At 66.0% G+C, this 12143-nt stretch carries 12 protein-coding genes; 7 read left to right on the forward strand and 5 right to left on the reverse strand.

What is annotated here, in order from left to right:
- The first annotated feature begins 229 nt into the window (after positions 1 to 229).
- On the forward strand, positions 230 to 2230 hold the full coding sequence (locus AC1DX5_RS16575; RefSeq protein WP_478016423.1) for a GMC family oxidoreductase N-terminal domain-containing protein: 2001 nt from the start codon (positions 230 to 232) through the stop codon (positions 2228 to 2230).
- Here AC1DX5_RS16575 and AC1DX5_RS16580 read toward each other — a convergent pair.
- Positions 2217 to 2945 (reverse strand): helix-turn-helix domain-containing protein, encoded by a 729-nt coding sequence (locus AC1DX5_RS16580; protein WP_478016424.1) that lies wholly within the window; start codon positions 2943 to 2945, stop codon positions 2217 to 2219. The two genes, AC1DX5_RS16575 and AC1DX5_RS16580, sit on opposite strands and share 14 nt — an antisense overlap.
- Positions 2946 to 3040: 95 nt before the next feature.
- A complete protein-coding gene (locus AC1DX5_RS16585; RefSeq protein WP_478016425.1) occupies positions 3041 to 3310 on the reverse strand; it encodes a PqqD family protein in 270 nt (89 codons plus the stop codon).
- A 129-nt stretch (positions 3311 to 3439) separates the two neighbouring features.
- Here AC1DX5_RS16585 and AC1DX5_RS16590 point away from each other — a divergent pair, with 129 nt between their 5' ends.
- Together AC1DX5_RS16590 and AC1DX5_RS16595 are read left to right on the forward strand one after the other, a co-directional pair.
- Positions 3440 to 4354 carry an HPr kinase/phosphorylase gene (locus tag AC1DX5_RS16590; RefSeq protein WP_478016426.1) on the forward strand — a complete coding sequence of 305 codons (915 nt, stop codon included), beginning with the start codon at positions 3440 to 3442 and terminating at the stop codon, positions 4352 to 4354.
- Entirely contained in the window at positions 4351 to 5190 is an 840-nt protein-coding gene (locus AC1DX5_RS16595; protein WP_478016427.1) for a sulfotransferase domain-containing protein, read from the forward strand. The genes AC1DX5_RS16590 and AC1DX5_RS16595 overlap by 4 nt, the downstream gene beginning before the upstream one ends.
- On the opposite strand, the gene AC1DX5_RS16600 is transcribed toward AC1DX5_RS16595, so the two are convergent.
- The gene (locus AC1DX5_RS16600) at positions 5184 to 7115 is read right to left on the reverse strand and encodes an asparagine synthase-related protein (RefSeq protein WP_478016428.1); all 1932 of its coding nucleotides are present in this window, start codon (positions 7113 to 7115) and stop codon (positions 5184 to 5186) included. The genes AC1DX5_RS16595 and AC1DX5_RS16600 overlap by 7 nt on opposite strands.
- Positions 7116 to 7419: 304 nt before the next feature.
- The gene (locus tag AC1DX5_RS16605) at positions 7420 to 7596 is read right to left on the reverse strand and encodes a hypothetical protein (protein ID WP_465176173.1); all 177 of its coding nucleotides are present in this window, start codon (positions 7594 to 7596) and stop codon (positions 7420 to 7422) included.
- A gap of 329 nt (positions 7597 to 7925) precedes the next feature.
- Between AC1DX5_RS16605 and AC1DX5_RS16610 the strand changes: the two genes are divergently transcribed.
- From AC1DX5_RS16610 to AC1DX5_RS16625, 4 genes are read left to right on the forward strand one after another with little or no spacing between them, the layout of a single operon-like run.
- Positions 7926 to 8489, forward strand: coding sequence for a phage tail protein (locus AC1DX5_RS16610; RefSeq protein ID WP_478016429.1), 564 nt, complete (start codon positions 7926 to 7928; stop codon positions 8487 to 8489).
- A 28-nt stretch (positions 8490 to 8517) separates the two neighbouring features.
- The gene (locus tag AC1DX5_RS16615) at positions 8518 to 9060 is read left to right on the forward strand and encodes a phage tail protein (RefSeq protein WP_478016430.1); all 543 of its coding nucleotides are present in this window, start codon (positions 8518 to 8520) and stop codon (positions 9058 to 9060) included.
- Positions 9061 to 9081: 21 nt separating this feature from the next.
- The gene (locus tag AC1DX5_RS16620; protein WP_478016431.1) at positions 9082 to 9678 is read left to right on the forward strand and encodes a phage tail protein; all 597 of its coding nucleotides are present in this window, start codon (positions 9082 to 9084) and stop codon (positions 9676 to 9678) included.
- A gap of 14 nt (positions 9679 to 9692) precedes the next feature.
- Positions 9693 to 10289: an N-acetyltransferase family protein gene (locus AC1DX5_RS16625; RefSeq protein ID WP_478016432.1), complete on the forward strand. Its 597-nt coding sequence runs from the start codon at positions 9693 to 9695 to the stop codon at positions 10287 to 10289.
- 43 nt (positions 10290 to 10332) lie between these two features.
- Here the strand turns inward: AC1DX5_RS16625 and AC1DX5_RS16630 are convergent, their stop codons facing one another.
- Positions 10333 to 12126 carry a hypothetical protein gene (locus AC1DX5_RS16630; RefSeq protein WP_478016433.1) on the reverse strand — a complete coding sequence of 598 codons (1794 nt, stop codon included), beginning with the start codon at positions 12124 to 12126 and terminating at the stop codon, positions 10333 to 10335.
- Between the last annotated feature and the right edge of the window lie 17 nt (positions 12127 to 12143).

Raw genomic sequence — 12143 nt, forward strand, 5'->3', positions numbered from 1 at the left:
TATTCGCGCCAGAGGTCACCGATCGTCGGCAGGCGACGATCTCGGGGGCGATTCAGTCCATGCTCGTGGGCTTCAGCGGGACGTGCGCGCAGCGACAGGGCGCAGTCGTCACAGCACCGCTTCTCCGGCCGAAGCGGAAAACCATTCGGTCGCACTTCCGACGCATCCCCCTCGCCGCTGCAATATCGCTCCGCTAGCGTCACGACCGGGACCAAGGGGGCAATCGGCGATGCGCGAACCGTTCAATCCGCTGCAGGCGGTCATCCTCAAGGCGTTGACCGAGGCGCTGTTCCACGGCGTCGACATGAAGATCCCGCCCGAACGCGTCGTCGCCAATCTCCAGCATCAGTTCGGCATGGTCGAAGGGGGCAAGCCGCGCGAGATCGGCTTCACCCTTTATCTGATCTGCCTGTTGATGGGCGGCCCCTTCTTCCTGTTGATGGGTCCGGCCTGGCGCAAGCGGCGCGTGGCGAATCGGCTCCAGCGCAGCCGCAACAACCTCATGCAGGATCTCGCCCGCATCCGGGGCATCATCTATGCCGGCTATTACGGCCACTGGATCGGCGCGGCGGAGGCCGACAATGACGCCAATCCGGTCTTCCAGGCGATCGGCTTCGAGCTTCCCCACCAGCGCAAGCGCGGGCTGGGCGAGGTGGCGATCACGCCCTTTCCCGGCCGCGACCTCGGCCATGACGACGTGCTCGATCCCGCCGAGGCGCCGGCCTCGGCCGAGGTCATCGTCATCGGCTCGGGTGCCGGCGGCGCCGTCTCCGCCGCCAATCTCGCCCGCCATCACGATGTACTGGTGATCGAAGCCGGCCCGCATTTCCCCTCGGGCGCGATCACCCATGAGGAGCGCCGCATGACCGCGCGCCTGTTCGTCGACGGCGGCGTCCAGACCAGCCGCGACCATGACATCGTCGTCTTCCAGGGCCACTGTGTCGGTGGCTCGACCGTCATCAACAACGGCATCGCGCTGCGCGTGAAGCAGGACGGCCTCACGCACCCGCATGCGAACGACGTGTTCGCCACCTGGGCCGCGCTCGGCGCGCCGGTCGACGTCGCGCGGTTCGAGGAATCCTATCGCGCGGTCGAGACCCGGCTCGGCATCGAACCGATCGATCCGAAGGCCGGCCGCAACAACGGCACGCATCTGCTGAACGGCTGGGCCACCCACGCCGGTGCCAGCAGCGACCCGATGGACACCGCTGCCCCCGCGCTCTGGTTCAGCAAGAATTATGGTCCGCGCAGCCTCAAGGCGGACTGCGCCTATTGCGGCTATTGCAACACCGGCTGCCCTTACGGCCGCAAGCAGGGCATGGCCCAGTCCTTCCTGATCGACGCCCGCCGCTCGGGCGCCCGCATCCTGCCCGAGACCCGGGTCGAGAAGATCGTCTGGGGCGATCCCGGCCTCGACGGGCGCCGCGTCGCGACCGGCGTGGAGGTCCTGCTTCCCGATGGCAGCCGCCGCACCATCGCGGCGAAGAAAGGCGTGGTCGTCGCCGCCGGTACGATGGCGTCGAGCCGGATCCTCGACAAGAGCGGCATCGAGGGCACGGGGGAGGGCATCTCGCTCAACATCGCCTGCCCGGTGGTGGCGCTGATGCCCGGCCAGGTCCGTGCCTGGGACGAGGACCAGATGGCGACCTATGTCGATCGCGGCGACTTCCTGCTCGAATCGCATTTCCAGCCGCCGATGAGCATGTCGACCCTGATGCCCGGCTGGTTCGGCCGCCATGCGAAACGGATGCTCAACTACAACAAGCTCGCCTCGGCGGGCATCCTCTTCCCCGCCGACCGCCAGGGCCGGCTGATCGGCGGCTCGCTCCACTTCAAGCTCCGCGCCGATGTCGAGCTACCCCTGCTCCGCCGTGCGCTCGGCACGCTGGCCAAGGTGCATTTCGCCGCCGGCGCGACCGAAGTCTATCCAGCCCTCGCCCGCGGCCAGACCCTGCACCGGGGCGAGGACGTGGATGCGTTCTTCGATCGCCATATCGGCGAGGCGGACGACGTCACTTTGTCCAGCTCGCATCCCCAGGGCGGCAACGCGCGCAATGCCGATCCGGAAAAGGGCGTGGTCGACCTGGAGTGCCGCGTCCACGGCACGGCGAATGTGCTGGTCACTGACGCCAGCACCTTTTCGAGCTGCATCCGCGTGAACGCCCAGCTCACCACCATGGCGATGGCGCATTATGCGACGGCGACCGACCCCTTCGTCAGCGCGTCCTGAACAGCAGCTGGAAGGGCTGGGCGGGCGTGCCCGCCACGGACCTGAAGTTCATATAGGGCGCCCGGTTGAACCAGATTTCGTACTTCCGGCCCGGCAAGGTCGTGCAACGGAGCGTGAAGGTCCGCCGGTCCGCTGAAACCTGAGGGCGCGGCTCGCATGTCGGATAGGTCTCCTCCGACATCTGAACGAAGGAATAGCTCCCGTCGCGCATCGCCTGGTCGAACGTGACCGAGAGCGTGAGCGACCCGGACGGGATCGTGCTATCCCGCGCCGGATAGGTCGCGACGACCCTGGGTGCAGCGGCGGGGACCGGGCCTTCGTTCTTCTGGTCGGGTGCCGAGACCCAGAACATGATCGAGGACAGAGTCAGGAATATCATCAGTAGTGCTCCACCTGCATAGAGGAGCAGGCGGTTGCCGCCTGCGGTCCGCATCGCGTCCCGACGGCGAACAGCCATGGCGGCGATCCCGTCGCCAACCCCGATATCCTTGTGCCCAAGGAATTTGGGGACTTCCGCATCGGTCGCGCACAACAGGCGCGCCGCCTCGCGGCTGCTCGACACCCCGAGCTTGCGCCGTGCCTCCCGCAGGGGTTCGTTCACCGTGTGCACTGAAAGCCCGAGGGCATTGGCGGCCGACTTGGCGTTGTGGCCAGCGAACAGGAGCCGCAACGCCTCTCGCTCGCGCTCCGAAAGGCTGGCGATACGGTCGTTCAAGAACGGCTCCCGCATTGTCGGTCACGACCGACTTTGCAGGCGTCGCGGGGCGCTATCAAGACGGCAACGCCCACAGAGCAACTGCGGTCCTGGCTTCAGTCCAGCAACCTCTCCGCATCGAGAAAGTCGAGAAACGCCAGCGTGTCGGGCTCCACCGTATCGACCGGTACGCCATAGGCCTCAGCGAGCGCCTGGCAGAGATCGCCGACGCGGGTCGGGGTTTCCAGCCGATGCCAGATATCGCGGCTGGTCGCGGTCAGGGCGTAATATTGATCATTGTCGGCGCTCATCAGCACGGTTTCCGCGCCGAGCTGCGCATCGAGGATCCCGTCCTTGCGCACGACCACCCTGTCCATTGCCATCATCGTGTCGAACCCTTTCGGACCTGCCATCGGCACAGTATAGGAATCGTCCGGCATTCATGGTCGGATAAAATGTCCCACCGTCGATATTTCTCCCGCTTTCCGCGCGGGGGGCGAAAGCTGCCGGAGCGCATGAACGATTACGGTCTTTTCGGCTGGCGCGTGCGAAGCGCCCTGCCGCTTCCCGATCTGCTGCCGTGGCGGGGCGATGCCCGCGACCCGGACCTTGCCGTGGAGATCGGCGCGGTGCCGCCGCTCGATCCGGAACAGCCGGTTTTCAGCCCCGCCGTGCAGGTCCTGCCGGCCGGCGTGCGCGTGACGATTCCGGCGGTGGCGGATTATTGGGTCGAGGCCGGGCGGCGGGTGATCATCCAGCCGGTGCTGCCGCTGGAGGCGCCCGATATCCGCGTGTTCCTGCTCGGGTCGGTGCTCGCCATCCTCTGCTTTCAGCGCGGGCTGGTGCCGCTTCACGCCAGCGCGGTCGATATCCATGGCCACGTCCTGCTGCTGTCGGGGAATTCCGGCGCGGGGAAATCGACGCTCGCCGCCGCCTTCGTCCAGCGGGGCTATCGGCTGCTCGGCGACGATCTCTGCGCGCTTGACCTGGACGGGCCGGACGGACCGAAAATCCGTCCCGCCTTTCCGCGCCTGAAGCTGTGGCGGGATTCGGCCGATCATCTCGCCATTGCCACCGACGGCCTGGAACGCAGCCGGGAGGAGCTGGAGAAATACCATATCCCCCTTGGCGAAACCGGCTTCCAGCCCGATCCGCTATCGCCCGTCTGCACCCTGTTCCTGCGCGCCAACCACGCGTCCGGGCCACCGCGCCTCCGGCGGTTGAGCGGGCTGGAGGCCTTGCGACGCTATGATCTCGTGCACCGCTGGAAGCTGGGGCTCGGGCTCGGCCAGCAGGCGCTGATGTTCAGGGGCATGGCCCGGCTGGTGGAAGCCGCCCCGGTGGTCGAGGCGACGCGCGGCGACGATCTCGCCGATCTCCCGCGCCTGGTCGACTCGATCCTCGCCGCGCTGAACTCCTCGCCGCCATGACGGGCATCTACTGGCTCGCTTCCTACCCGAAATCGGGCAACACCTGGCTGCGGCTGCTGCTGCAATCCTGTCTGGCGGGGGGCGAGGCGGTCGACATCAATGCGATCGCGCTGGCCGGCCGGCGGGGCAAGGATCGCGCGCAGTTCGACGAGGATATCGGCATCGCGTCGGCGGATTTGACCGAGGACGAGATTCTGGCCTGGCGCCTTGCCGCGCTGCGCGCCTGGGCGCGGGCCGAGACGCCGCCGGTCTTTTTCAAGACTCATGAAATGCGGAGGCCGCTTGCGGGGATCGCCAGCCTGTTCCCCGCCGACCTGACATCGGGCGCGATCTATCTGGTGCGCGATCCGCGCGACGTGGCGCTGTCGCTGGCGCGGCATCTGGACGTGAGCGTCGATGCCGCCATCGCGGTGATGGGCACGCCCGGCCAGCGGATGGAGCGGTCGCGCCATCGCCTGCGACCGCAGCTGTTCGATCATTGGGGCAGCTGGAGCGAGAATGTCGAGGATTGGTGCGCGCCGCGGCCCTTCCCGGCGCATATCGTTCGGTACGAAGCATTGCGCGCCGATCCGGAGAGCGCTTTGGCCGGGATCCTCGCCGCTCTGGCCCTGCCGCTCGATCCCCGGGCCGCGCGGCTGGCGATCGCGGCCACCACGCTCGACACGCTGCGCGCACAGGAGGCGGAAAAAGGCTTCACTGAATGGGAAGGGCGGGCGTTTTTCGGCGAAGGCCGGGTGCAGGGCTGGCGCGACCGGCTGACACCGCACCAGGTCGCGCGGATCGAGGCCGATCACGGACCGGTCATGCGCCGCCTCGGCTATCGCCCGGCCTATTGATTGCTGCCCTCGGCCCAGCGGATGAAGCGGCCGGTCTGGATCGCGCGCGGTATCAGATGCTCATAGTCGAAGCGCCGGGCCGCCGCCGCGGCGGCATCGGCGGGCCAGGTGTCGATCAACTGCTTCAGCCGCGGCAGATCCAGCATCTCGGCGGCGAGCGGCACATGGCTCAACCGGTCGATCTCGTCGGCGAAACGCGCGCGCTGGACGGACAGGCGGGCGAACCATTCCGGGTTCTGCTGGCCATGGCGCCGTTCGGCGATCAGGGCGGGCGGCAGCCGGTCGGCCAGCGTGCGCCGGGCGAGGCTGCGCGGTTCCCCGCCCAGGAGATATTGGTCGCGCGGGATCGCCAGGCAGAAATCGACGAGATCGGGGTCGGCCAGGGGGTCGCGCAACTCGAAACCGTACAGGGCTCTCAGCGTGCCGAGCGTCTCGAGAATGCGGATCCGCTGCGTCTGCAGGAAATGCGCCGCCAATTTCCGACTGTCGGGGCTGATCTGATAATGCGCGTCCACCTTCGAGGCGCGCAGCATGGCCTCCAGATCGATCTCCGCTGCAAACGTGGCGCGGATCGCGGCATAGCTTGCCCAAGGGCGCTCGCCGGGATGCCGCCGGCGCCACAGCCCGTCGCGCACGGCAGGGGGCAGGGAGGGCGCCAGGACATGAGCCTTGATCATGGTCCACACGGATTGCTGCCGGAACCGTGCCGCGCCGGGCAGGAGCTGGAAGAGCTTGTCCAGCCGCCCGGCCCGCGCATAGTCGCCCAGCCCGCGCAGGCCATCGAAGCTCAGCGTCATATTGCCCATCGCACCGGTCAGCAGCGCGACATGCCCGTCGTTTCGAGCGGCGCGATAGGCCGCGTCGAACCAGCCGATGTGATTGGCGATGAACTGCATGCGCCCCCCGGCGACGAACAGGGCGGTCGGGTCCTCCTCGAACGACGCGGGCTCGGTCGAATGGCAGAAACGGGCGTCGAGATTCGGGTAGCGCGCGGCGAGCGCCTCGACATGCGGCCGCTCGCGATCATAACGGCCCTGGGTGCTTTCGAGCGCATGTCCCGGCGGCGGCTCGGCGGTATAGGTCTGGAGCGTCGCCGGCGCGATCAGGCGCGCTGCCGTGGCTGCGACCGCCGCGCTGTCGAGCCCGCCGGAGGCGAGCACGCCCGGCGTCCTCGCGCCGCGCAGCTGGCGCCGCACTGCCTGGTCCAGGCGCTCGCGTGCCGCCTCGACATAAGCCTGCGGTGTCGGCAAGGTCAGGCGGCGGCTGGGGTCGGGGCGCCAAAAGGCCCGTTCCCGCACGCCTCGGGCATCGGCCGTCAGATGCGTTCCCGGCGGCAGCAACCGGATCTGCTGGTAGAGCGTATCCGCCGGATCGGCGACGTGAGCGGTGAAGTGAAGCGCCAGCTGCAACGGATCGAGCTGCCGGGGAACGCTCGGGAACTGGTGGAGCGCGCTCAAGGTGGTGGCGAACCAGAAGCCTTTGGGCCGCGCATGCCAATAGACGACCCGGATCGCCATCGGCGCCACCACCAGGTGCATCTGCCGCCGGTTCGGATCCCATAGCGCGAAGGCATAGTCGCCCTTCAGCCGGTGCAGTTCGTCGAAACCATATCGCTCGATCCACGCCGCGGCGATCCGGGAATCGGGCGATCGCGGCGGCAGGCCAAGGGCCGCGCTCATCCCGGAAGGGTCGAACAGATAGCCATTGAACAGGATGACGCGCCCCGCCGGGTCCTCGATCGGCTGGCGTTCTCCGCGATCTTCCTCGGTCACGATCCGCTGAGCGAGCGCCAGCGCCGCATGCTCGTCAAACCAGGCGCGCGGCGGCCCGACACCGGCCGCGAGGAACGCCGCGCCCGCCCGCGCTCGATCGTCCGGTGAGCCTTCTTCCCGCTCGAAGGCGAGATAGCCGCGGAATTCCGTCATGCGGGCCGTGTCGATGGCGCGCGGGTCATGGTCGGCCCTGCAAGGTCATGGTGGGCGGCACCGTGCAGGCCTCCCGCCAATCGCGAGGCCGATGATCGGGAGAGCGTCGTCGTACCAGAAATGCGCCATCTCCGAAAGATGTCGCGCGTCTCGACTGGCTGGATTGAAAGATCATCTTGACGTAAAGGACGAAGTAAAATCCCAATACGACGGATCTTCGGCTCTCCATCGAAAGTCCCGGCAAGACGTGCCGAAGATGTCGTGGCCTGGAGAGTGATCCAGGTGCCGGCTTATCTCTGGCTGTTCAGGATGTCGTCCAGGTGCCGTTACCGTCGTCGTTGGGAGGAAACGCCCCACCTTCGGTGAATTCCGCGACCGAAAAGACCGTCACGCACTGGAGCGGGGCGACCCAAAGGGCCGGCGGGGCATCGGCCGCGCGCTGGCCCACAAGAGCGTCGGTATTGCACTGTTCGGTCATCATCACTCCCGTCATATCAATTAGTTGCCGTAACGGACCGCCGGGGATTTACGAAGCTCGTCGCGCCGCGGCAAGCTTGTTTATCTCCCTATGTCTCATCGGACTTACCGCAGCTTCCGGTTCATCTCAAGAACCTGCCCCACCCGTAATGGGGCGGGCAATAGTCGCATTTGATGATGGCAGCCGTTATCAAATCTGTTCTGTTCGCAGTGATTAAAAACGGACTTCCTGAACAAATTGCACCATTTCTTGTTGTAAAAGATGTGGCGCGCCAAGGTTGTGAAGTTACGTGCGGTTGAAATCGCCAGAGGATAATCGGTGGGAGGGAGTGGATGTCTGAAAATTTTGTTGGTGAATTGCGGCTGTTCGCGTTCGGAAAAACGCCCGTCGGGTGGCTACCGTGCGAGGGCCAGATCCTGACCATAACGCAATATCAGGCGCTCTTTGCGCTCATTCACAACACTTATGGCGGGGACGGCAAGGTCAATTTCGCGCTGCCCGATTTGCGGGGCCGCGTCGCCGTTGCACAGGGCCAATCGAACGCCGGTCCGACCAATTATCAGCTCGGGAAGACCGGGGGCGCGGAAGGCGTGACGCTGACGGCGACTCAAACCCCGCCGCATGTCCATGTCGTCGTTGCATCACAGTCCACGACGACGACAGCGAGCGGCCCCGCCAACAACTATATCGGGGAGGCGCTCGCCAGCAATACGGGAATTCAGCCCTTCAATCTCTATGCGCTGACGCCCGGGAATCCCAACGACCCCAGCTGGCTGCCGCTGCACCCTTCGACCTTTTCTTCGGTAGGCGGCGGCGGGGCGCATGAAAATCGGCAGCCGATTCTCGCGGTGCAGATCTGCATCGCCACGCGCGGCCTCTGGCCGGCGCGCAATTGATTGTGCTCCCCATCAAGCGGAGGAATATATGTCGGATTATTTCCTGGGCGAAATTCGCCTTCTGGCGTTCGATCAATTTGCGCCGGTCAATTTTCTGCCCTGTGACGGTCGCCTGCTCGGCATTTCGCAGTATCAGGCATTATTTTCGCTCCTTGGCACGACCTATGGCGGCGACGGAGTCTCGACCTTCGGTATCCCCGATTTGCGCGGCCGCAGTCCCGTCCACAAGGGCCAGACCACGGGCGGCGGTACCAATTATGCGCTCGGGCAGTCCGCCGGGGCGGAACTGGTGACGCTGACCCTGGCGACGGTGCCGCCGCATACACACACGATATCGGCGCTGAACAGCACGGCGACCGCCATGATACCCGCGTCGAACAATGCGCCGGCCAATGTCGGATCGGATTTCTATTATTGTAACGAATCCCAGGCCGGCACGATGGTGACTCTCGCCCCGGGGAGCGTGATCACGAATGGCGGGAGCAATCAGCCGCACCTCAATGTGCAGCCAAGTCTCGTGCTGTCCTATGTGATGGCCGTGAACGGCACCTATCCCGACTTCAACTCGTGATCCTGACCACAGGAGATTTTTATGGCTGATGCTTTCATTGGCGAAATTCGCATGTTTCCTTTCGGCTATGCCCCGATCGGGTGGATTGTCTGCAGCGGTCAGCAGGTCGGTCTGATGCAGAATCAGGCGCTCTACAGTCTGCTGGGGTCGAGGTTCGGCGGCGACAACAAGACCTATTTCAACGTGCCCAATCTGAACGGCCGCATCCCGCTGAGCTTCGGAACCGCGAAGACGGGCACGCCCTATACCTTTGCCGGGACATTGGGGCAGGAGACCGTAACGCTGGTCTTCAACGAGGCGCCGGCCCATACCCATGTCGTCACCGCCAAGGTGTCGAGCGCGGGGATAGCGGGCATGACGGGCGTCGCGCAGACGACCGGCACGCCGCCGTCGTTGGTCGGGACGTCGTTCCTGAGCCGGCCGCTGACGGCTGCGGGCCAGACCATCAAAGCCTATGATATTCCACCGGCGACCAACGATACGGCGTTTGGCGTGAAGGTTTCGGTGGGCTATGGCAATGTGCAGTTGGGCACGGATCCGCACCCGAACATCCAGCCCTATCTCGTCATGGCCTATTATATCTGCAACGACGGGACCTACCCGCCGCGCCCCGATTGATCGGGGCCGGACGGGTGGGGCCGAGTGGCCCGTGGTTGGCGCTGTCGGCCGAGTGGCAGGCGCGCGGGATCGGCCTCAGGCTGCGGCAGCCGGAGGATCTGGCGTTCCTGCGCGACCTCTACCGCAGCACCCGGGCCGAGGAAGTGGCGGCTGCCGGGCTCGATCCGCTGTCCGCCGCGCTTTTCCTGAGTAGCCAGTTCGATCTCCAGTGCCGCCATTTCGACGCGCACCATATGCTGGGCGGGCAGCGTCTCGTCGTGCTCGCCGGGGATCGGCCCATCGGCCGCATCGACCTCTGGCGGACCGAGGCGGCGGGGCGCCCCGATCTGCGCCTGGTCGATATCAGCGTCCTGCCCGAATGGCGCGGCCAGGGTCTCGGCGCCGGGCTTCTCGCCGCGGTGCAGCGTGCCGCGGCGGAGGGCGGGCGCAGCGTCAGCCTGCACGTCGACAAGATGAGCCGCGCCATCCACCTCTATCGCCGCATCGGCTTTCGCAAGACGGCGGACACCGGCGCTTCGTGGCGCATGGAATGGCGGGCGGGCGGCGCCCCCCAGGGCGCGAGGCTGAGCGATCCACGCTTGCCTGGTCGAGCGGAATCCCGCCCTGGCTGAAACTCCTGGCGCGGCTCGCCTTGCTCTCGGCGCCTTGGCCCGTTCAGGGATCGAGCAGGCCATAGTCGACAACCGCCCGGTTGCGGAACACGCGCTTGCCGAACGGGGTGAGCAACGTGTCTCGCGTATCGCGCCACTGGCGGATCAGTGAGTCCTTTAGCTGTGGGTGGCCATAATCGGCATAGACCTTGTTCTTGTCGAGCTCGCCCCGCTTGGCCCAGTGCATCGAATAGGGGATGTGGTTGCCGTCCAGCGTGTCGCGCACCAGTTTGGCACCTTGCGGCAGCGTGTCGGCGAGCAGTTCGAGGGCGGCCTTCAGGTCCGCGGCGTAGGACAAGGTCGGTTTGACTGTCGCATGGGCCATCGCGCAGATCAGCGGCGACAGGCCGTCGATCTCGATCACCGCATTCTTCTCGAAGCGAGTGAAGGCGAGCGTGCCGCATGCCTTTTCGACGAAACGCACGGTGAACACGAACGACGGAGGCAAATCCCTTACGGCAGCGCAGAGCAGCGGCAGCACCTGCGCAAGTTGCTCGAGCGGGACGGCGAAGGAGGCATTGTACAGCGCGCCCGGCCGGTCGCCCGTGATTTCCCCGTCATGCATCTGGCTCCAGCGAAACGGTCCCGGTGCGTCTGCGCCGTCCGGATCGAAGTCGCCATTGATCATGTCGTAATGCTGCATGCCGAGATACCGGGCGAAGGCCGACGGCGCGTTGATGAGGAGCGAGAAAACCCAGGCCGGGACGGTGCCGGCGGCCTTGGTGGCGAAGCCCATCGGAATGGTGGCCGGTGCGTTTGCCACCGCGTTGACGAGCAGATCGCCGAGTTCCATGAGCACCAGGTCCGGATGCTGGATGTTGGCGGATTCCGAGACGAACGCGGCGCGGCTGGTGCGGAAATACATGGTGTGTGTGGACACATCGTCGAACAACGCGTGCGGATTGATCGTGACCTCGTAGAACAGCGGCGCCGCCTTGCAGCCGAGGTGCTGGGCCATGGCGGTGAAGTCGCCGGCGGCGATGCTTGTCAGCAACGCGGGCTGCAGGATGTCGACGCGCCGCATCACCGTGAAATGGTCGTTGGTCGTCAGCTCCAGGGCCATACCGTTGACGATTCCCATCGCGCCGAGATGGACCAGCGCATCCTCGAAACGATCATCGTCCCGCACCAGCCTGGGCGGTTTGCCGTTGATCGCCAGCCTGGCCAGACCCTGGGCGCTCAGCAGCGGCGCTGACGCCGGCTCGATCCACACATGCTCGCCGCTGCCGACGATAAGGTGGAGACCCAGCACCATATTCTGGATACCGCCAAAGCCGAGCCGTGAGCCATGGCTCGACGTGCCGATCGATCCGGCGACGCTGGGCCATAAAAAGGTACCGCTGGTGTGGATCGTGCGGTTCCTGCTTTCCGCCCAGTCGGCGAGGTCGCGCAACGTCGTCCCCCCGCTGGTCAGCGCCACGAAATCGGCGGCCGACCGGCAGCGCGGGTCGCGTTCGTCGTCGGCGAGCATCTCGGTCCCCTTGAGGCCAAGCGCATCGAGCTGTGCGTCAGGCGTGCCGATCAACGGCGCGAAGCTCCAGCATTTGCCGGTGGTGCCGGCGGCGAAGCCGGTCGGAGGTGCGGGATTCTGCGCTTCGAGTTTGGCCAGATAGTCGAACAATACAGCCCCGGTCGCCGCGAAGCGGGCCAGCCCAGATGGCATCGTCACATCGCTCGCATCGATATGGGCCAGGCTCCTGATCTGGAGGTGCGGAACGGGGTTTTGCGGCGTCGGTACGCCCAGCGTATAGTGGAAGTTCGACCAGTCCACATTGGACTCATAGGTGATCTTGGGCATCGCTTGCTCCTTCACGG

The sequence above is a fragment of the Sphingomonas sp. P2_B6 genome (genome assembly GCF_056404755.1).